This window comes from uncultured Kluyvera sp. (genome assembly GCF_902485085.1).
GTDB lineage: Bacteria > Pseudomonadota > Gammaproteobacteria > Enterobacterales > Enterobacteriaceae > Kluyvera > Kluyvera ascorbata.
The window spans coordinates 35475-54324 of sequence record NZ_CABTJS010000123.1 but is presented as its reverse complement, the minus strand read 5'-3'; the positions used below and the strand labels follow the sequence as shown (position 1 = coordinate 54324).

Annotated in this window: 19 protein-coding genes and 1 other RNA gene; 14 read left to right on the top strand and 6 right to left on the bottom strand. The window is 55.9% G+C overall.

All coding sequences use genetic code 11. The features are described 5' to 3' along the window. Positions 1-137 precede the first annotated feature (137 nt). The 4 genes from hupB (at position 138) to RDN66_RS14275 (ending at position 3518) form a co-directional block, all read left to right on the top strand. Positions 138-410, top strand: coding sequence for a nucleoid-associated protein HU-beta (gene hupB / locus RDN66_RS14290; protein ID WP_035895161.1), 273 nt, complete (start codon positions 138-140; stop codon positions 408-410). A 198-nt stretch (positions 411-608) separates the two neighbouring features. Further along, positions 609-2483 carry a peptidylprolyl isomerase gene (ppiD, locus tag RDN66_RS14285; RefSeq protein ID WP_035895162.1) on the top strand — a complete coding sequence of 625 codons (1875 nt, stop codon included), beginning with the start codon at positions 609-611 and terminating at the stop codon, positions 2481-2483. 148 nt (positions 2484-2631) lie between these two features. After that, positions 2632-3009 carry a helix-hairpin-helix domain-containing protein gene (locus RDN66_RS14280; RefSeq protein WP_308537939.1) on the top strand — a complete coding sequence of 126 codons (378 nt, stop codon included), beginning with the start codon at positions 2632-2634 and terminating at the stop codon, positions 3007-3009. A gap of 110 nt (positions 3010-3119) precedes the next feature. Further along, positions 3120-3518 carry a YbgC/FadM family acyl-CoA thioesterase gene (locus RDN66_RS14275; protein WP_035895164.1) on the top strand — a complete coding sequence of 133 codons (399 nt, stop codon included), beginning with the start codon at positions 3120-3122 and terminating at the stop codon, positions 3516-3518. Positions 3519-3602: 84 nt separating this feature from the next. Here RDN66_RS14275 and queC read toward each other — a convergent pair whose 3' ends face one another. Further along, a complete protein-coding gene (gene queC, locus RDN66_RS14270; RefSeq protein ID WP_035895165.1) occupies positions 3603-4298 on the bottom strand; it encodes a 7-cyano-7-deazaguanine synthase QueC in 696 nt (231 codons plus the stop codon). A gap of 67 nt (positions 4299-4365) precedes the next feature. Further along, positions 4366-6066: an SgrR family transcriptional regulator gene (locus RDN66_RS14265; protein WP_202216331.1), complete on the bottom strand. Its 1701-nt coding sequence runs from the start codon at positions 6064-6066 to the stop codon at positions 4366-4368. A 99-nt stretch (positions 6067-6165) separates the two neighbouring features. Between RDN66_RS14265 and cof the strand changes: the two genes are divergently transcribed. Further along, positions 6166-6984: an HMP-PP phosphatase gene (cof, locus tag RDN66_RS14260; RefSeq protein ID WP_123650016.1), complete on the top strand. Its 819-nt coding sequence runs from the start codon at positions 6166-6168 to the stop codon at positions 6982-6984. Between the two features lie 44 nt (positions 6985-7028). Here the strand turns inward: cof and RDN66_RS14255 are convergent, their stop codons facing one another. After that, a complete protein-coding gene (locus RDN66_RS14255; RefSeq protein ID WP_221181508.1) occupies positions 7029-8081 on the bottom strand; it encodes a PLP-dependent cysteine synthase family protein in 1053 nt (350 codons plus the stop codon). 112 nt (positions 8082-8193) lie between these two features. On the opposite strand from RDN66_RS14255, the gene RDN66_RS14250 reads away from it, so the two are divergent. From RDN66_RS14250 to amtB, 5 genes are all read left to right on the top strand, one after another. Beyond that, positions 8194-8652 (top strand): Lrp/AsnC family transcriptional regulator, encoded by a 459-nt coding sequence (locus RDN66_RS14250; RefSeq protein ID WP_035895169.1) that lies wholly within the window; start codon positions 8194-8196, stop codon positions 8650-8652. Between the two features lie 87 nt (positions 8653-8739). Further along, a complete protein-coding gene (locus RDN66_RS14245; RefSeq protein ID WP_308537938.1) occupies positions 8740-10515 on the top strand; it encodes a SmdA family multidrug ABC transporter permease/ATP-binding protein in 1776 nt (591 codons plus the stop codon). After that, positions 10508-12286, top strand: a complete 1779-nt coding sequence (locus RDN66_RS14240; protein WP_202216328.1) for a SmdB family multidrug efflux ABC transporter permease/ATP-binding protein — start codon at positions 10508-10510, stop codon at positions 12284-12286. The genes RDN66_RS14245 and RDN66_RS14240 overlap by 8 nt, the downstream gene beginning before the upstream one ends. Before the next feature lie 209 nt (positions 12287-12495). Then, entirely contained in the window at positions 12496-12834 is a 339-nt protein-coding gene (gene glnK, locus RDN66_RS14235) for a P-II family nitrogen regulator (RefSeq protein WP_004858743.1), read from the top strand. Between the two features lie 33 nt (positions 12835-12867). After that, entirely contained in the window at positions 12868-14154 is a 1287-nt protein-coding gene (gene amtB, locus RDN66_RS14230) for an ammonium transporter AmtB (protein WP_308537950.1), read from the top strand. A 114-nt stretch (positions 14155-14268) separates the two neighbouring features. Here the strand turns inward: amtB and tesB are convergent, their stop codons facing one another. Next, positions 14269-15129, bottom strand: coding sequence for an acyl-CoA thioesterase II (gene tesB, locus RDN66_RS14225; RefSeq protein ID WP_123650019.1), 861 nt, complete (start codon positions 15127-15129; stop codon positions 14269-14271). Between the two features lie 217 nt (positions 15130-15346). Between tesB and RDN66_RS14220 the strand changes: the two genes are divergently transcribed. After that, positions 15347-15847: a YbaY family lipoprotein gene (locus RDN66_RS14220; protein WP_035895175.1), complete on the top strand. Its 501-nt coding sequence runs from the start codon at positions 15347-15349 to the stop codon at positions 15845-15847. A 96-nt stretch (positions 15848-15943) separates the two neighbouring features. On the opposite strand, the gene RDN66_RS14215 is transcribed toward RDN66_RS14220, so the two are convergent. Further along, positions 15944-16255, bottom strand: a complete 312-nt coding sequence (locus RDN66_RS14215) for an MGMT family protein (RefSeq protein WP_035895177.1) — start codon at positions 16253-16255, stop codon at positions 15944-15946. Between the two features lie 165 nt (positions 16256-16420). Here RDN66_RS14215 and ffs point away from each other — a divergent pair. The 3 genes from ffs (at position 16421) to RDN66_RS14200 (ending at position 17314) form a co-directional block, all read left to right on the top strand. Continuing rightward, an RNA gene (ffs, locus tag RDN66_RS14210) (signal recognition particle sRNA small type) lies at positions 16421-16517 on the top strand. A 336-nt stretch (positions 16518-16853) separates the two neighbouring features. Beyond that, a complete protein-coding gene (locus tag RDN66_RS14205) occupies positions 16854-17102 on the top strand; it encodes a hypothetical protein (RefSeq protein WP_035895184.1) in 249 nt (82 codons plus the stop codon). Then, on the top strand, positions 17099-17314 hold the full coding sequence (locus RDN66_RS14200; protein WP_035895186.1) for a hypothetical protein: 216 nt from the start codon (positions 17099-17101) through the stop codon (positions 17312-17314). The genes RDN66_RS14205 and RDN66_RS14200 overlap by 4 nt, the downstream gene beginning before the upstream one ends. A gap of 87 nt (positions 17315-17401) precedes the next feature. On the opposite strand, the gene RDN66_RS14195 is transcribed toward RDN66_RS14200, so the two are convergent. Then, positions 17402-18826: a PLP-dependent aminotransferase family protein gene (locus tag RDN66_RS14195; RefSeq protein ID WP_202216322.1), complete on the bottom strand. Its 1425-nt coding sequence runs from the start codon at positions 18824-18826 to the stop codon at positions 17402-17404. Between the last annotated feature and the right edge of the window lie 24 nt (positions 18827-18850).

Genomic DNA, 18850 nt, shown 5'->3' with positions numbered 1-18850 from the left:
TCGCTAATTTAGACGGCTGGCAGGTGTGTCTAAGACGACGGGTGTTGTAAGGGCATGGGAGTCCTGATATAACTGCTCCGCGATTGCACCGCGAAGGACTCCGGTGCGATATAAATAATAAAGAGAGGAAGAGAACAGTGAATAAATCTCAACTGATTGACAAAATTGCTGCTGGCGCGGATATCTCCAAAGCTGCAGCTGGACGTGCGTTAGATGCTTTAATTGCTTCTGTTACTGAATCTCTGCAAGCCGGGGATGATGTTGCACTGGTAGGTTTTGGTACCTTTGCTGTTAAAGAGCGTGCTGCCCGTACTGGCCGTAACCCTCAAACTGGTAAAGAGATCACTATCGCCGCTGCTAAAGTACCAGCGTTCCGTGCAGGTAAAGCACTGAAAGACGCGGTAAACTGATCGCTTTCCCTCGTAGGGAATGTGGCACAGTACAAGGGCGCATCATCTGATGTGCCTTTTTTTATGGCTTATTGTGTACTTTTAAGCGTTTATATTCGGTGTCATGCTGACAAGCACCCCGGTTTCTTGTCAAAATAGCGGCCACACGTGCTATGCTGCACGAGGTATTTGTCACCTACAGCGGAGTGTTGTTACACCATGATGGACAATTTACGCACGGCAGCCAACAGCGTCGTGATCAAAGTCATTTTCGGTCTCATTATCGTGTCGTTCATTTTGACCGGCGTGAGTGGTTACCTGATCGGCGGTAACAATAATTTTGCCGCGAAAGTGAATGGCCAGGAAATTGGCCGCGCCCAGTTTGAAAATGCCGTTGCTAGCGAGCGTAACCGCATGCAGCAGCAGCTTGGCGACCAGTACTCAGAGCTGGCAGCCAACGAAAACTACATCAAATCTATGCGCCAGCAGGTGCTGAACCGCCTGATTGACGAATCGCTGCTCGACCAGTATTCGAAGACATTAGGCCTTGGCATCAGCGATGAGCAGGTGCGTAAAGCGATTTTCGCGACTCCTGCGTTCCAGACCGACGGCAAATTTGATAACACCCGCTACAACGCGCTGGTGAATCAGATGGGGATGACGGCCGATCAATACGCGCAAGCACTGCGTAACCAGCTGACCACTCAGCAGCTGATTAACGCCGTCGCGGGTACTGACTTCATGCTGCCAGGTGAAACCGATCAACTGGCCGAACTGGTTGCTCAGCAGCGTCTGGTTCGCGAAGCCACTATCGACGTGAGCGCGCTGGCGGCGAAGCAGCAGGTTTCTGATCAGGAAGTTGCAAGCTACTACGAGCAGAACAAAAACCAGTTTGTCGCGCCGGAACAGTTTCGCGTGAGCTATATCAAGCTGGACGCAACTTCCATGAGCGAACCCGTCTCTGACGACGAAATCCAGTCCTACTACGATCAGCATCAGGATCAGTTCACTCAGCCGCAGCGTGATCGCTACAGCGTGATTCAGACCAAAACTGAAGCCGATGCGAAAGCGGTTCTGGATGCACTGAACAAAGGCGCTGATTTTGCCACGCTGGCGAAAGAGAAATCTGCCGACATTATCTCCGCGCGTAACGGCGGTGATATGGGCTGGCTGGAAGCGTCTACCACACCTGACGAACTGAAAAATGCCGGTCTGAAAGAGAAAGGCCAGCTGTCAGGCGTTATCAAATCTTCCGTGGGCTTCCTGGTCGCGCGTCTGGATGACGTTCAGGCTCCGGTGGTGAAACCGCTGGCGGATGTACGTAGCCAAATTGCTGACAAAGTTAAACAGGAAAAATCTCTCGACGCTTACTACGCCCTGCAGCAGAAGGTGAGCGATGCGGCGAGCAACGACAACGACTCTCTGGCGGGTGCAGAGCAGGCGGCTGGCGTGAAAGCGGTTGAGACCGGTTGGTTTGACCGTAACAGCCTGCCAGCAGAGCTGAACTTCAAGCCGGTGTCCGACGCAATCTTTAACGGTGGTCTGGTTGGTGAGAACGGCATGCCGGGCAGCAACTCAGATATCATCACCGTTGACGGTGACCGCGCCTTCGTTATTCGCGTGAGCGAGCACAAAGCTGAAGCGGTGAAACCGCTGGCCGAAGTGAAAGCACAGGTGACCGACATCGTTAAGCACAACAAAGCAGAACAGCAGGCCAAACTGGATGCTGAAAAACTGCTGGTGGCGCTGAAAGACGGTAAGGGCGACGATGCGATGAAAGCGGCGGGTCTGACCTTTAGCGCCAGCAAAACCCTGAGCCGTGCCGGTCAGGATCCACTGAGCCAGGCTGCCTTCGCGCTGCCGCTGCCGCAGAAAGACAAACCAAGCTACGGTATCGGTAACGATATGCAGGGCAACGTGGTTCTGTTGGCGCTGGACGAAGTGAAAGCGGGCGAAATGCCGGAAGCGCAGAAGAAAGCGATGGTTCAGGGCATTACCCAGAACAACGCACAAATCGCCTTCGAAGCGATGATGAACAACCTGCGTAAATCCGCGAAGATTAAGCTCGGCGATATCATCGACCAGCAGCAATAATCGGAATTCGCTTCGCATAATTTTGTAATGCGATGAACAAATCAAAGGCCGCTTTCGCGGCCTTTTCCACATTTGAAATCTGCCTTTTGAACCGTTGCGCGCTAACCGTTATGGTGCTTTCGCTATCAATCAATAAGGAGAAATCAACATGAAACGTGGAATCAAAATGTCTGTTATGGCGGCAGTATTGGCGTGTGTGGGAATGAGCTTTAGCGTTCAGGCGGCACAACCCGCGGCTGCAAAAACGCAGGCAACGCAGGTGAAAGCCAACGCAGATACCGCAGAGCAGACGAAAGCAGTGCCTGCCGGTAAAACGGTGGATGAAGAAGGCACCAGGGTCAGCATCAATACGGCTTCGGCCGAAGCGCTGGCACAGGCGATGATCGGCGTGGGTTTGAAAAAAGCGCAGGCTATCGTCAGCTACCGTGAAGAGTACGGCCCGTTCAAAACGGTGGACGATCTCAAGCAGGTTCCGGGCATGGGTAGCTCGCTCGTTGAGCGTAATCTGGCCCACCTCACGCTTTAATTTGCACAAGGTGTTTGCACTCGTCTGAAAATTTGCCAGACTAAAGAGGTCATACCAGTGGTGTGACCTCTGACTCTATGTATAAAACAAAATAATAAGGCTATGGCGCTATGCAGACACAAATCAAAGTTCGCGGTTATCACCTGGACGTATATCAGCACGTTAATAACGCTCGCTATCTGGAGTTTCTCGAAGAGGCCCGCTGGGATGGGCTGGAGAGCAGCGCGGGGTTTCAGTGGATGAGCGCGCACCATATTGCCTTTGTGGTGGTGAACATCAATATTAACTACCGTCGCCCGGCGGTACTGGGCGATCTGCTGACGGTAACCAGCAAGGTGCAACAACTGAACGGCAAAAGCGGTGTGTTAAGTCAGGTGGTAACGCTGGAGCCTGAAGGGCAGGTAGTTGCCGACGCGCTGATTACCTTTGTCTGTATTGACCTGAAAACGCAGAAGGCGCTGGCGCTGGAAGGGGAGTTGCGGGAGCATCTGGAAGCGATGGTTGAGTAATGTGCTTGTCCCGGGGCGGCATAAACGCCTGGCCCGGGACGGTAGCCCGGGCGAGCGCAAGCGACCCCGGGAATAATGTCAGACCTATTTCAGCCCGGTCTTCTGCTTCATCGCTGCCATCACCCCTGGCTTATCTGCCAGATAATGATTCAGCCCGTTGGCGCGCAGATTACAGGCCGCGCAGTGGCCGCAACCATTGCCTTTGATGCCGTTGTAGCAGGTGAGCGTCTCGGTGCGTACCAGTTCAAGTTTGTCCCAGTAGTCCGCCAGCGCCCAGGTCTGGGCTTTGTCGAGCCACATCAGCGGCGTTTCAAAGCGAATATCTTTCGCCATGCCCAGGCTGACCGCATGGTTCAGCGCCTTCACGAACTCATCGCGACAGTCCGGATAACCGGAGAAGTCGGTCTCGCATACGCCGGTGATGACGGCTTCCGCCTTCACCTGATAGGCATAAATAGCTGCCAGCGTCAGGAACAGAATATTGCGTCCTGGCACGAAGGTATTTGGAATGCCGTCGGCATCCGGTTCGTAGTCCGGCACGGGAATACTGTCGCGAGTCAGGCTGCTGACCGCCAGTTCATTGAGCAGGGTAACGTCCAGAACTTTATGCGCGCGAGCGCCCAGCGTCAGCGCCAGTTCACGGGCAACGTCAATTTCAGCGCGATGGCGCTGGCCATAATCAAACGTGACGCAGTGAACTTCATCATATTGATGCAGCGCCTGCACCAGGCATGTTGTGGAATCTTGTCCACCGCTAAAGACGACAACGGCACGTTTCATGGCTTTTCCTGTCTGTGACTCTAAAAGCCGCTATGGTAACGCCTGCGGGGCGTGGCGACCAGCTTCTTCACCGCGTGGTCGGCGGCAGCCAGGCGGCGGAAAAGTCAAACCAGCCGCGCGCGTTAAGGCGAATGCCGTTAACCCCCGGCGGTGCGCTGACCTGATACTGATAGTTAAACAGCGGCGTCAGCATGGCTTCACTCATCAGTTGGGTAAAAATCGTCTTCAGCGCGGCGATACGCTGAGTATCATCCGGCAGCGATTGTGCCTCATCCAGCGCCTGGTGAACGCGATGGGACTGTGACTCGGTAAACAGCGCGGGCCACAGCGCATCGCAGCGAAGCCACTGCTCCAGCGCGTATTCCGGCATCTCGCCAATCAGGCGGTCGCCCATAAACAAATCTGCTTGCGGCAGGTCCGGGCAGCCGGTCCAGCTTTTAGCATCATAAAAAATCACCGTGAGCTCGCAGCCAAGACGAGCCAGCGCGGTTTTGAGCTCTTCGGCCATGGTGTGCAGTTCCACCGGTAGATGATAGATAAGCGTCAGATGGGCTGGTAGAGCAACGTCGGGCGCTTCTTTCGGCAGGGGGATATCCCAGCCAGGCAGCATCTCTTCGCTTGGGGTAATCAGATTTTCTCCCAGCGGCAGGCTTTGCAGCAGGCCAGAGCGGTGAATTAGCGCAATCACCCGCTGCGCCTGGGCGGCGCTCAGTCGTGGACTCTGGCGCAGTGCCAGATAGCAGAATCCAAGGCTGATGCTGTGGCTCACCAGGCGAAGCTCGCCAAGCTCCTCGGGTTTGCCGATAGCGATTTGCACCGGATGCTGACAGCTGGTGCCGAGTCCTTGCTCGAAAAGCTGCGGTGTGATCCAGTATTCAATGGCTTGTAGCAATGGGTGGCTATGGTGGTATTGATGGTGACTCTCAATGCGTACCAGCTCCGGCTCAAAAATTTTCAGCATAAATGGGCCAGTTCCCTGTGACGGTTTATCCGGGTGCGCCAGCACGCTACAGTAGCTTGCCAGTCGATGTGGCAGCCAATAGTCCGGGTGATGGAGCGTGAAAGTCAGGCACTGTGGGTGCGTTTGCGTAATCGCTTTCACGCTGGAAAAGAGCTTCGCCAGTTCAGGCAATTCCAACAGCATCAATAATCGTCGGCGAAGCTGCTCGGTCTCAACGGCATCACCGTTGTGCCAATGCAGGGTCGAGCGAATATAGAACTGCCAGCATAGTCCGTCGTCAGACACGGACCAGTGATGTGCCAGGTCGCCCTGCGGCTGTGAGGCTTCGTGGTTGAAGCGGGTCAGCCCGGAGTAGACCTGCCCGGCAAGGTGCTGTTCCGCGCGTCCGGCCAGAAAACCGGGGTGCAGCGGCTCAAGCGGTCGGTAGTAGGGAATACGCAGCGTCGGCGTATTGTTTTGCCACTGGCCGCCGAGAAACGGATGCAGCAGCGCCCGCAGCTCAACCGGGGCAATCTGAGCCAGCTCCAGCGCGTTGTGCTGCTCGCCGCGGTTCAGCGCCGTTTCCATCATTTCATTACGTAGCGTTTCCGGCGCGGTATGGAACTGCAACAGCCCGCGCTTGCCGCGCCCGGACTGCGCCTGCCAGCTCAGCCAGCCTGCCTCTTGTGCCTGACGCAGCAGGGTGCGTACATGGCGCTCGCTGCAAAAACAGCGGGCAGCCAGCTCGGCGATGGTGACCTGTTGATCTTCTCCCTGCGACGGCAGCCACAGACGCTGGAACTGATTTAAACGATTTAACTGGCGCATAGAAACCCGGAACAATAAATATCAACTATTCAGTATTACTTCCGTATATCCCAGCAGATACTAAGTAGCAAGAGAGAGCGATCACAGGCGGGATAAAAGATGGCAAGACTGGCAGCATTTGATATGGATGGCACCCTTTTGATGCCAGACCATCGTTTAGGCGAGAGAACCGTGGCGGTGCTAAAGCGCCTGCGCGAGCGGAACATCACGCTGACCTTTGCCACCGGTCGCCACGTGCTGGAAATGCGCCCGCTGGTGGAGAAGCTGTCGCTGAATGCCTTCCTGATTACCGGCAACGGTACGCGTATTCATACCCAGCAGGGGGAAGTGCTGCACCGTAGCGATCTCTCTCCGGACGTAGCGGAAGAGGTGCTGCACACGCGTTGGGATACGCAGGCCAGCGTCCATGTCTTTAACGACGGCGGCTGGTTTACCGGGCAGGAAATACCGGAAATGTTAAAAGCGCATGTTTATAGCGGATTCCGCTATCAGCTTCGTGATCTTCGTATGATGCCGGCGCATCAGGTGACGAAGATCTGTTTCTGTGGGGATCACGACGATCTTTGCCGCCTGCGAATTCAGCTCGTCGAAGCGTTCGATAAGCGGGCCGATATCTGCTTCTCCGCCGTTGACTGTCTGGAGGTTCTGCCGCTTGGCAGTAACAAAGGTGCGGCGCTGTCCGTGCTGAGCCGCCATCTGGGCGTGGGCATGGACGAGTGCATGGCTTTTGGCGATGCAATGAATGACCGTGAAATGCTGGGGCTCGTCGGGCGTGGCGTGATCATGGGTAATGCGATGGGGCAGCTCAAAGCGGCGCTTCCCCATCTGCCGATTATTGGAAACTGCAAAAATCAGGCGGTTTCTCACTATTTAGCTCATTGGCTGGATACACCTAATCTTCCTTATTCCCCCGAATAGAGAGACCTTCCAGCAAGCCAGGCTCATTTGATGCCTGGCTTTTTTTATTTCCCGAGCAGGGTGTTGATAGCCTGCTGCCACGGCGCGGTGTCGCCGATGTTATTCGCCACCCACTCAGCGTTGTAGTAGGTATCCAGGTAGCGTTCACCGCTGTCGCACAGCAGCGTCACGATGGAGCCGGTTTTTCCTTCGTCGCGCATCTGTGCGGCTAATTGCAGCGCGCCCCACATATTCGTCCCGGTAGAAGCGCCAACCTTACGGCCAAGCTGCGTCTCCAGCCACTGTGCGGTGGCAACGCTTGCGGCATCCGGTACGCGCAGCATGCTGTCGACCACGTCAGGGATAAACGACGGCTCGACGCGCGGGCGACCAATACCTTCAATTTTGCTGCCGACGCTGCCGCGAAGATTCACGTCGCGGTGCTGCCAGTAGTCCATAAACACCGAGTTTTCCGGGTCCACGACCATCAGCTGTGTTTCATAGCCCTGACAGCGAATGTAGCGGCCAATGGTGGCAGATGTGCCGCCAGTGCCCGCGCTCATCACCACCCACGCCGGTACCGGATTGGGCTCGTGGGACATCTGACGGAAAATACTGTCGGCAATATTGTTGTTGCCGCGCCAGTCGGTGGCGCGCTCAGCGTAGGTGAACTGATCCATATAATGACCGTTCAGCTCGCGGGCCAGCGTTTCGGAAGCGGCGTAAATTTCACACGCGCTCTCCACAAAGTGGCAGCGGCCGCCGTAAAACTCAATCTGCTCAACCTTGCGTTTCGCCGTGCAGGACGGCATTACCGCAATAAACGGCAGGCCAAGCAGGCGCGCGAAGTAGGCTTCGGAAACCGCCGTTGAGCCGGACGACGACTCAATAATGGTGGTGCCTTCTTTGATCCAGCCGTTGCACAGGCCGTAAAGGAACAGCGAGCGCGCCAGACGGTGCTTGAGGCTGCCGGTCGGATGCGTGCTTTCATCTTTCAAATAGAGCTGAATGCCGGGAAAGGCGGGCAGCGCCAGGCGGATTAAATGCGTGTCGGCGCTGCGTTGGTAGTCGGCGTTAATTTCGCTGATGGCGTGTTTGACCCAGTTGCTATTCATCATTCTTTTCCGTTTGTCATTTTGTGCCCAGCTTAGCGAAAAGTGCAGAAAAATTTGTTGCCATCTGACCTTTAAAATAGAATTAAGATAGAAAAATTTTCTCCCGGAGACCGAAATGTTAGATAAAATTGACCGAAAGCTCCTGGCCCTACTACAAAATGACTGCACGCTCTCTTTGCAGGCACTCGCGGATGCCGTTAATCTGACCACCACACCGTGCTGGAAACGGCTAAAACGCCTGGAAGACGACGGTGTGCTGCTTGGACGCGTCGCGTTACTGGATGCCGAAAAGCTTGGGCTTGGGTTAACGGCATTTGTGCTGATAAAGACCCAGCACCACAGCAGCGATTGGTACAGCCTTTTTGTGAGCGAAGTGACGCAAATGCCCGAAGTTCTGGGCTTCTGGCGCATGGCCGGGGAGTATGATTACCTGATGCGCGTCCAGGTGGCGGACATGAAACGCTACGATGATTTTTATAAAAGCCTGGTGAACCGCGTCCCCGGACTGTCGGATGTCACCTCAAGCTTTGCGATGGAACAGATTAAATACACCACAGCTCTCCCCATCGAATAACACTTTCTCTGGGATTTTCTCTTTGCCCTTCAGGCTGCCAGGGCGGCAGCACAGGACGAAGAGAATCGACGTTCAGGATTTTATCGCGTGCGATTATTTGCTCAATTAAGTTGGTACTTCCGCCGGGAATGGCGACGCTATCTCGGCGCGGTTTCCCTGCTGATTATCATCGCCATACTGCAGCTTATTCCACCTAAAGTGGTGGGGATTGTGGTGGATGGCGTGACACAACACCACTTCAGCGCCGGGAAGGTGATGATGTGGATTGGCACCATGGTACTGATTGCCGTGGTGGTCTATCTGCTGCGCTACGTCTGGCGCGTGCTGCTGTTTGGCGCTTCCTATCAGCTCGCCGTTGAACTGCGTGAAGATTTCTATCGTCAGCTTAGTCGCCAGCATCCGGAGTTTTACCTGCGTCACCGTACCGGCGACCTGATGGCCCGCGCCACCAATGATGTCGACCGGGTGGTATTTGCCGCCGGGGAAGGGGTGCTGACGCTGGTGGACTCACTGGTGATGGGCTGTGCGGTATTGATCGTGATGTCCACGCAGTTAAGCTGGCAGTTGACCCTGCTGGCACTGGTGCCAATGCCGATCATGGCGCTGGTTATCCATCGCTATGGCAATCTTCTGCACGAACGGTTCAAAGTGGCGCAGGCGGCGTTTTCCAGCCTTAACGATCGTACCCAGGAAAGCCTGACCAGCATTCGCATGATCAAAGCGTTCGGTCTGGAGGACAGACAGTCCGCACAGTTTGCTGCCGATGCGGCTGACACAGGTGTGAAGAACATGCGCGTGGCGCGTATCGACGCACGCTTTGACCCCACTATCTATATCGCCATCGGCATGGCAAACCTGCTGGCAATTGCAGGCGGCAGCTGGATGGTGATGCAGGGCGAACTCACGCTCGGTGAGCTCACCAGCTTTATGATGTACCTTGGCCTGATGATTTGGCCTATGCTCGCGCTGGCCTGGATGTTCAATATCGTTGAGCGTGGCAGCGCCGCCTATAGCCGTATTCGCACGCTGCTGGCGGAAGCACCGGTAGTGGATGACGGCACTCAGGCAGTGCCAGAAGGGCGCGGAACGCTGGAGCTGGCGATTGAACGCTTTAGCTATCCGCAAACCGACAAGCCAACGCTCTGTGACGTCAACGTGACCCTGAAACCGGGCCATATGCTCGGTATCTGCGGCCCGACGGGCTCGGGAAAATCGACCATTCTGTCGCTTATCCAGCGCCATTTTGACGTGGATGAAGGTGAAATCCGCTTCCATGATATTCCTCTGCGCCAATTGCAGCTCGATGCCTGGCGTAGCCGCCTGGCGGTGGTGAGCCAGACGCCGTTCCTCTTTTCTGACACGGTGGCCAGCAATATTGCGCTGGGCAACCCGAGCGCTACGCAGGAAGAGATTGAGCATGCGGCGCGTCTGGCCTGCGTGCATGAAGATATTCTGCGTTTGCCGCAGGGTTACGATACTGAAGTGGGCGAGCGCGGTGTGATGCTCTCCGGAGGGCAGAAACAGCGTATCTCCATTGCGCGCGCGCTGCTGCTGGAGGCGGAAATATTGATACTCGACGACGCGCTATCGGCGGTCGATGGCCGCACGGAACACCAGATTCTGCATAACCTGCGTCAGTGGGGAGAGGGGCGCACGGTCATCATTAGCGCTCATCGTCTTTCGGCGCTATCGGATGCCAGTGAAATTATTGTGATGCAGCATGGGCATATCGCCCAGCGCGGTCGACATGAACAGCTGGCAGCGGAGCAGGGCTGGTATCGCGATATGCACCGTTATCAACAGCTTGAGGCCGTGCTGAATGACGTGCCGGAAGAAGACAAATCGGAGGTGACAGATGCGTAGTTTCGGGCAACTGTGGCCTACTCTGAAGCGGCTGCTGGCCTACGGCTCGCCGTGGCGTAAACCGCTATCGATTGCGGTGGTGATGCTATGGATTGCCGCGGCCGCCGAGGTGAGCGGGCCGCTGCTGATAAGTTATTTTATCGACAATATGGTGGCGAAGAATATTCTGCCATTGGGAACGGTTGCCGGGCTGGCTGCGGCCTATGTTGGCTTGCAACTGCTGGCCGCCTCGCTGCACTACAGCCAGTCGCTGCTGTTTAACCGCGCAGCGGTCGGCGTGGTACAGCAGTTGCGTAGCGACGTGATGGACGCCGCGCTGCGCCAGCCGCTGAGCGAGTTTGACACCCAACCGGTCGGCCAGCTTATCTCCCGCGTGACTAACGATACGGAAGTGATCCGCGACCTGTACGTCACGGTGGTGGCGACAGTGCTGCGCAGCGCTGCGCTTATCGGCGCGATGCTGGTAGCGATGTTTAGCCTTGACTGGCGCATGGCGCTGGTGGCGATGGCTATCTTCCCGGCGGTGATGATCGTGATGGTGATTTATCAGCGCTACAGCACGCCGATTGTGCGCCGCGTTCGCGCCTATCTGGCGGATATCAACGATGGCTTCAACGAAGTCATCAATGGCATGAGCGTTATTCAGCAGTTCCGCCAGCAGGTACGTTTTGGCGAACGTATCGGTGAAGTGAGCCGCTCGCACTATCTGGCGCGTATGCAGACGCTGCGTCTGGACGGTTTCTTACTGCGCCCACTACTGAGCCTGTTCTCCTCGCTGGTGCTCTGTGGCCTGTTGATGCTGTTTGGCTTTAGCGCGCAGGGAACCATTGAAGTTGGGGTGCTGTATGCCTTTATTAGCTATCTGGGCCGCCTTAACGAGCCGCTGATTGAACTGACAACCCAGCAGTCGATGCTGCAACAGGCGGTGGTGGCTGGCGAGCGCGTGTTTGAACTGATGGATCGCCCGCGTCAGCAGTACGGGCACGATCTTGCACCGCTGGAGCGCGGGGATATCGACATTGATGATGTCTCCTTTGCCTATCGCGACGACAAGCTGGTGCTGCAAAACATTTCGCTGTCGATTCCGGCGCGAAGCTTTGTGGCGCTGGTGGGGCACACCGGCAGCGGCAAGAGTACGCTCGCCAGCCTGTTGATGGGCTACTACCCGCCTGATTCCGGTGAAATCCGCCTTGGCGGTCGCCCGCTTCAGAGCCTGAGTCATCAGGTGCTGCGACAGGGCATCGCCGTGGTGCAGCAGGATCCCGTCGTGCTGGCTGACTCTTTCTTCGCGAACGTCACGCTGGGGCGCGACATCAGTGAGGCGCAGGTCTGGCAGGTACTGGAAACGGTGCAGTTGGCGGAACTGGCGCGAGGCATGAGCGACGGTATCTATACGCATCTGGGCGAGCAGGGTAACAATCTGTCTGTTGGGCAGAAGCAGCTGCTGGCGCTGGCCCGCGTGCTGGTGGAAACCCCGCAGGTGTTGATCCTTGATGAGGCGACCGCCAATATTGACTCCGGCACCGAGCGCGCCATACAGCACGCGCTGGCGGCTGTACGCCAGCACACGACGCTGGTGGTGATTGCCCACCGTCTGTCGACCATTGTGGAGGCAGATACCATTATGGTGCTTCACCGTGGACAGGCCGTTGAGCAGGGTAATCACCAGCAACTGCTTGAAGCCAAAGGCCGATATTGGCAGATGTATCAGCTGCAGTTGGCCGGAGAAGAGCTGGCTGCCAGCGCGCAGGACGATGCGGTAACCGCCTGATGCACCACCGTCAGGCATTTTTCTAACAGATTGCCGTTGTGACACGCATCATGCACTCGCATGGTGCGTTTTTCTTTTGTCTCCCCCGATTTCGCCACGATAAACCCTGATTTTCTCCATAAAGCAGCGCCGTTTTCATTTCTGGCATGGCCCTTGCTTTATCTATTACGTGTTCGCAGCCATTACCGAATTCTGACTGGAGGGGATCTATGAAGCTGGTTACCGTGGTAATCAAACCATTCAAACTTGAAGACGTTCGCGAAGCGCTGTCTTCCATTGGCATTCAGGGCTTAACGGTGACAGAAGTGAAAGGCTTCGGTCGTCAGAAAGGTCATGCAGAGCTTTACCGCGGTGCGGAGTACAGCGTCAACTTCCTGCCGAAAGTAAAAATTGATGTGGCTATCGCCGACGATCAGCTCGATGAAGTCGTCGATGTGATTAGCAAAGCCGCTTACACCGGAAAAATTGGCGACGGTAAGATTTTTGTCGCCGAACTGCAGCGCGTAATCCGTATTCGTACCGGCGAAGCCGACGAAGCGGCGCTGTAATTCCCAGCCAGCACAGTGATAGGGATCGAGATGATGAAAAAAACAATGGTAAAAACGGGGTTGAGCGCGCTGGCGCTGTTGCCGGGTCTGGCAATGGCGGCATCGGCGGTGGTGGATAAAGCCGATAACGCCTTTATGATGCTGTGTACCGCGCTGGTGCTGTTTATGACCATCCCGGGGATTGCGCTGTTCTACGGCGGCCTGATCCGCGGTAAAAACGTACTCTCTATGCTGACGCAGGTAGCGGTGACCTTCGCCGTTGTTTGCGTACTGTGGGTCGTTTACGGCTACTCACTGGCTTTCGGTACCGGCGGCAGCTTCTTCGGCAGCTTCGACTGGGTGATGCTGAAAAATATCAAGATTACCGATCTGATGGGCTCGTTCTATCAGTATATCCACGTAGCGTTCCAGGGCTCCTTCGCCTGTATCACCGTGGGCCTGATTGTGGGCGCGCTGGCGGAGCGTATTCGCTTCTCCGCGGTACTGATTTTCGTAGTCATTTGGCTGACCCTCTCCTACGTGCCGATTGCCCACATGGTCTGGGGCGGCGGTCTGCTGGCGAGCCACGGTGCGCTCGACTTTGCGGGCGGTACGGTGGTGCATATTAACGCGGCGGTGGCAGGTCTGGTCGGCGCATACCTGATTGGCAAACGCGTGGGCTTTGGCAAAGAAGCGTTTAAACCGCACAACCTGCCGATGGTGTTTATCGGTACCGCAATCCTCTACTTTGGCTGGTTCGGTTTCAACGCCGGTTCCGCCAGTGCGGCAAACGAAATTGCCGGTCTGGCCTTCGTGAACACCGTTGTCGCTACCGCTGCTGCTATTCTTGGCTGGGTATTTGGCGAATGGGCGCTGCGCGGTAAGCCTTCTCTGTTGGGCGCATGTTCCGGTGCGATTGCGGGCCTGGTTGGTATCACCCCAGCGTGCGGTTATATCGGCGTCGGCGGTGCGTTGATCCTGGGGATCGTCGTCGGTCTGGCTGGTTTGTGGGGCGTCACCTCCCTGAAACGCTGGCTGCGCGTGGATGACCCATGCGACGTGTTCGGTGTCCACGGCGTGTGTGGCATCATCGGCTGTATCCTGACCGGTATCTTTGCTTCTACGGCGCTTGGCGGCGTGGGCTATGCGGAAGGCGTGACCATGAGCCATCAGGTTCTGGTACAGCTTGAAAGCATCGCTATCACTATCGTCTGGTCCGGTGTAGTGGCCTTCATCGGCTACAAAGTGGCTGATTTAACCGTCGGTCTGCGCGTACCGGAAGACCAGGAACGCGAAGGTCTGGACGTGAACAGCCACGGCGAGAATGCGTACAACGCCTGATATCGCTAACCCGGACGAGGCGCACATGCTGACTCCGGGGATATCATCTTTGATGCGGTATCTCCAAAGCCAAAAAAGCCTCCCAATGGGAGGCTTTTTTGTACATGAACCGAATTAATTACGGTTGCGCATGACGCCTTCCTGCACCGTCGAAGCCACCAGCACGCCGTCCTGAGTGTAGAACTCGCCGCGCACAAAGCCGCGTGCGCTGGAGGCTGAGGTACTTTCAACGCTGTAGAGCAGCCATTCGTTCATATTAAACGGACGGTGGAACCACATTGAGTGGTCAATGGTTGCAACCTGCATACCCGGCTCAAGGAAGCCTACGCCGTGTGGCTGGAGCGCGACCGGCAGGAAGTTGAAGTCTGAGGCGTAGCCCAGCAGATACTGATGAATATGCAGTGAATCCGGTACGGTACCGTTAGCACGCATCCACACCTGGCGCCGCGGTTCTGCGATATGGCCTTTTAACGGGTTATGGAACTCAACCGGGCGAATTTCCAACGGCTTATCGCAGAGAAACTTCTCTTTGGCCTGCGGCGGCAGCAGGTGCGCCAGCGAGCGGGCGATATCGGTTTCCGAAGGCAGGCCGTCCGGGGATGGGGCTACTGGCATGGTTTTCTGATGCTCGTAGCCGGATTCTGGCGCCTGGAAGGAGGCGGTCATATAGAAAATCGGTTTACCGTTCTGGATAGCCGCCACGCGGCGCGCGCTGAAGCTGTTGCCATCGCGCAGCACCTCAACGTCATAAACGATAGGCTTCTGGCTGTCGCCAGGGCGCAGGAAGTAGCTGTGGAAAGAGTGCACCAGGCGATCGGCAGGGACGGTCTCTTTTGCCGCATACAGCGCCTGGCCGACAACCTGGCCGCCAAAGACCTGACGCAGACCCAAGTCTTCACTCTGGCCGCGGAACAGCCCTTCTTCAATTCTTTCCAGATTTAACAACGTCAGCAGATTAGAAAGCGCTTGGCTCATTGATACCCTCTATATTTTACGGTCACAGCTGCAGGTGAATATCTCCATTATAACGTAGTTTCGCCAGTGGTCCGATGGGTTCAATTATCTGAATAATGGGGCGTTTGCAGGCAAACATGTGAAAGATATGCCACACTAAAGCGGTTACGTTTGTTAAAGCGTTGTCGCTCAATTGAGAAATTTGCCTCAATTTGAGTGAGCAATAAGGAGAATGCTAATGAAACTTGTGCCGATCTTAAGCGGTTTGGCGATTGCACTGGCCCTGGCGGGCTGTGCGAATACGCACCAGCAAAGTCAGAATCAGACATCTGCGCCAGGCGCAGCCGCAGCAACTCAGGCCATTCAGGGACCGAACGTTTCCGGTAATGTGTGGATCCGCCAGAAAGTGGCGCTGCCGCCGGATGCCGTGCTGACCGTCACCCTGTCCGATGCCTCGCTGGCCGACGCACCATCGAAAGTCCTGTCGCAGAAAGTGACGCGTACCGAAGGTAAACAGGCACCGTTTAGCTTTGTGCTGCCGTATAACCCGGCAGAGATCCAGCCAAATGCCCGTATCCTGTTGAGCGCAGCGGTGACCATCAACGATAAGCTGGTCTTTATCACCGATACCGTGCAAGAGGTTATCAACCATGGCGGTACCAAAGTCGACCTGACGTTGGTGCCGGTACAGCAAACGCCGGTTCCGGTTCAGGACACCTCCCCAGTACAGGTTCCTTAAACGTAAATGCCCTCCATGTGAGGGCATTTTTTTGTAGCACGGGCTGCTGACCCTGGGGGGCTTCCCGGCGTCGCTTCGCTCGGCCGGGCTACAATGCTAGTAGTTCCAGCGATACTTCTGCATATCAATCTGTCCGCTTCCCGAAACCTGCACCCCTTCAGAAAGCAACGCCTGACGCTGGCGCTGTAGATCCGGGCCGGTCAGTGAAATGACGCCATGCCGGTTCACCACGCGATGCCACGGCAGCGTGGACCCCTCCGGCAGTCGTTTCAATACGCCGCCTACCTGGCGCGCGGCACGGGGTGAACCTGCCAGCCGGGCAATATCGCCGTAAGTGGTAACGTAGCCTTCCGGGATGGAAGCTACGATTTGCCATACGCGCTGAGGGAAAGAGCCAAAATCGTCCATAGTAAGTTCCTGAAGGCAGAACCTTCAGCATAATCAGCTCGATGTCCCCTGTGAAGGGCGGATTGCGCAAGAATCCAGCAGGTAGTAGCGGATGGCTTGCATTTGGCTGCCTCAGCAGTGATAATGCGCCAGCGCGTTGGATAACAACGCTCTCAATGGGGGCCCTGTTGGTTCTCCCGCAACGCTACTCTGTTCACCAGGTCAGGTCCGGAAGGAAGCAGCCAAGGCAGATGACGCGTGTGCCGGGATGTAGCTGGCAGGGCCCCCACCCATTTCCGCCTCCGCAAAAACTCTCCGTTCAGACCAAACTCATCCCTGTTTTTATTGTGGTTATTCACTGCTTTCTTCTTCCCGCATTCAATTAATATTCATCCTCTTGTAATAATACTGTCATTTATGTGTCATAAATTGGTTTTAAATTAACATTGGGTATTTATATTACCCATTGTGTTATAAATATATTTCTGGAATGTACTGTTGGTTTCATGTATTAGTTATTACAGAAATAATACATAAACCATTTTGGACAGCGTTGTTCCACGGAATTTGTTAACACAAACCGTGTATGGATGACGCGTCTTTACCGGAAGGAGTTCACATGACCGTCGCAGTGCTCAACGTAAAAATTGATGAAACAGTAAAAGAAAGACTTCGCCACTTTGCCGAGGTCCATGGCCTGACTTTAGGCGCTGCGGCGGAAAAACTGCTGCTGCTCGGGTTTGCAGCGGAAGAAGAGGCGGGCGTTTGTGAAGATGACATCGACAGCCAGCATACGGAAGAAGATGTTGCTCCATTCTCGCCTAAAGAAATCAAAGCATTACGTAAAATCCTGAAGAAGAGAAAATGAAACAGCAAACGTCGATAGCGTGTAACTATAGTGAAGCCTGCGATCTGTTACGTTCGGGCTACGTGAAGCATGTTCTTCTCAACTGGAATGTTGGCAGCGATGAATTCTTTCGTATTGCCTCAGACTGGTGCGATACCGGTGCTAAGATTAAAAAAGAGGGAGAATCTTTCGTTATTTCCCTGAAAGGCTTTCCGATCCCTCCGCAGCACTAATATATTCTTTAGCAGCACTTTATTACATTAAAGAATATAAAGTTTCGGGCCGGTTATGTGAGTGGGAACGTCTTCCCCTGCGCGCGGTTAAATTATTTTCCGCATTTTGTTTGCGCCATGCTGGCCTGCTAACGTTGCCCATATCGGCTGTAATGTCGAAAAAGCGCGACGCAGGATTTCATCGTCCAACGTAAAGGGAATGCGTAAGTTACGCTCCCCACTTCCTGCCAGACCAAATCGCGTTCCTACCCCTAGATGAATCGCGCTGGCCTCTGCCCGTGCGGCAAACCGAGTGGCCATCATTTCCGGCAGTTCCACCCAGAATGATAGCCCGCCTTCCGGCAGGACAAATTTCCACTGCGGAAAATATTCTCGCATGAGCGCCGCGCACATATCGCGCCGTGCCGTCAGCAGACGTCGCCGTTCAGGGAGCAGATGATATTCATTCTCCAGCAACCAGCAGGTGGCCAACTGCTCTAGCAGCGGCGAGCCTAGATCGAGCGTGTCGCGGGTCTGAACGAGGGCCGCGATGGTGCGCGATGACGCGCGGATCCACCCCAGGCGCAGCCCACCCCAGAAGCTTTTCCCGGTTGAGCCCACCGTGACGATCGGCGCATCGTGATTAAACGCCGCCAGCGGCGGTGGCGGTGGGGCGTTGTACCACAAATCTACCATCGTTTCGTCGACGACGAGCGTGGTGCAGGTCCGGGCCGACAGGTCTGCGACGATTTGCCGCGTCGCGCTGTCCATGCACTGCCCGGTAGGGTTTTGAAAATCGGGCATCAGATACGCCAGCCGCGGTGCGGTTTGGGCGATAATGGCCGCCAGACCGTCGGTGTCCCAGCCTTTGTCAGGCATCGGTAAAGCCACCGGGCGACAGGACGCGCCTTCAATGGCGGAAATGGCCAGCGGGTAGGTTGGTGTTTCTACCACCACCCGATCGCCAGGCCCCGTAAGGTAACGCAGAATCAGCGCCAGCCCGCTGACTGCACCGTTAACCAGCATGATTTCATCGGCATGCGTCGGCAGCCCGCGCGCGCAGTAGCGCTGGGCAATGGCCTCACGCAGGGCGGGCAATCCATGCTGATCATAGCCGGTATTGTTGAGATAGCCGGGTAGGGCCGCCAGTGCATGACTGTAGGCCTGATGAATTTCCGCGCCTGCTGCCAGCGCGGCGGTGGACATATCCAGCGTCGGCGAGGTCGGCATACGCGGTGCGCGCTGGTAGCCTTCGGCACTGAGCGTCACCGTTGAACCGCTGCCCTGTTTACTCTGCACATAGCCTTCGTCGCGCAGTTGCCCGAGCGCGCTGGCAATGGTGGTGCGGCTGACGCCCAGCGCGCTGGCAAATTCTCGCTCGCCCGGTAGACGCGTGCCCAGCGGCAACCGACCGTCCAGAATCAGCAACCGCAGCGCGTCGGTAAGCTGTCGCCAGAGCGGGGTCGGGGAAGGGCCGTCCTGCCAGTGGCCCAGCAGGCGAACTAAAGATTGGGTGGCGGAACGTCGAAGCATCGGTGCAGTCCACTTTTTAAAAAC

Excerpts from the sequence above, each read along its gene's own strand:
- ppiD (WP_035895162.1), top strand. The coding sequence starts at position 609 with ATGATGGACAATTTACGCACGGCAGCCAACAGCGTCGTGATCAAAGTC.
- RDN66_RS14280 (WP_308537939.1), top strand. The coding sequence starts at position 2,632 with ATGAAACGTGGAATCAAAATGTCTGTTATGGCGGCAGTATTGGCGTGT.
- RDN66_RS14275 (WP_035895164.1), top strand. The coding sequence starts at position 3,120 with ATGCAGACACAAATCAAAGTTCGCGGTTATCACCTGGACGTATATCAG.
- queC (WP_035895165.1), bottom strand. The coding sequence starts at position 4,298 with ATGAAACGTGCCGTTGTCGTCTTTAGCGGTGGACAAGATTCCACAACA.
- RDN66_RS14265 (WP_202216331.1), bottom strand. The coding sequence starts at position 6,066 with ATGCGCCAGTTAAATCGTTTAAATCAGTTCCAGCGTCTGTGGCTGCCG.
- cof (WP_123650016.1), top strand. The coding sequence starts at position 6,166 with ATGGCAAGACTGGCAGCATTTGATATGGATGGCACCCTTTTGATGCCA.
- RDN66_RS14255 (WP_221181508.1), bottom strand. The coding sequence starts at position 8,081 with ATGATGAATAGCAACTGGGTCAAACACGCCATCAGCGAAATTAACGCC.
- RDN66_RS14250 (WP_035895169.1), top strand. The coding sequence starts at position 8,194 with ATGTTAGATAAAATTGACCGAAAGCTCCTGGCCCTACTACAAAATGAC.
- RDN66_RS14240 (WP_202216328.1), top strand. The coding sequence starts at position 10,508 with ATGCGTAGTTTCGGGCAACTGTGGCCTACTCTGAAGCGGCTGCTGGCC.
- glnK (WP_004858743.1), top strand. The coding sequence starts at position 12,496 with ATGAAGCTGGTTACCGTGGTAATCAAACCATTCAAACTTGAAGACGTT.
- amtB (WP_308537950.1), top strand. The coding sequence starts at position 12,868 with ATGAAAAAAACAATGGTAAAAACGGGGTTGAGCGCGCTGGCGCTGTTG.
- tesB (WP_123650019.1), bottom strand. The coding sequence starts at position 15,129 with ATGAGCCAAGCGCTTTCTAATCTGCTGACGTTGTTAAATCTGGAAAGA.
- RDN66_RS14220 (WP_035895175.1), top strand. The coding sequence starts at position 15,347 with ATGAAACTTGTGCCGATCTTAAGCGGTTTGGCGATTGCACTGGCCCTG.
- RDN66_RS14215 (WP_035895177.1), bottom strand. The coding sequence starts at position 16,255 with ATGGACGATTTTGGCTCTTTCCCTCAGCGCGTATGGCAAATCGTAGCT.
- RDN66_RS14205 (WP_035895184.1), top strand. The coding sequence starts at position 16,854 with ATGACCGTCGCAGTGCTCAACGTAAAAATTGATGAAACAGTAAAAGAA.
- RDN66_RS14200 (WP_035895186.1), top strand. The coding sequence starts at position 17,099 with ATGAAACAGCAAACGTCGATAGCGTGTAACTATAGTGAAGCCTGCGAT.
- RDN66_RS14195 (WP_202216322.1), bottom strand. The coding sequence starts at position 18,826 with ATGCTTCGACGTTCCGCCACCCAATCTTTAGTTCGCCTGCTGGGCCAC.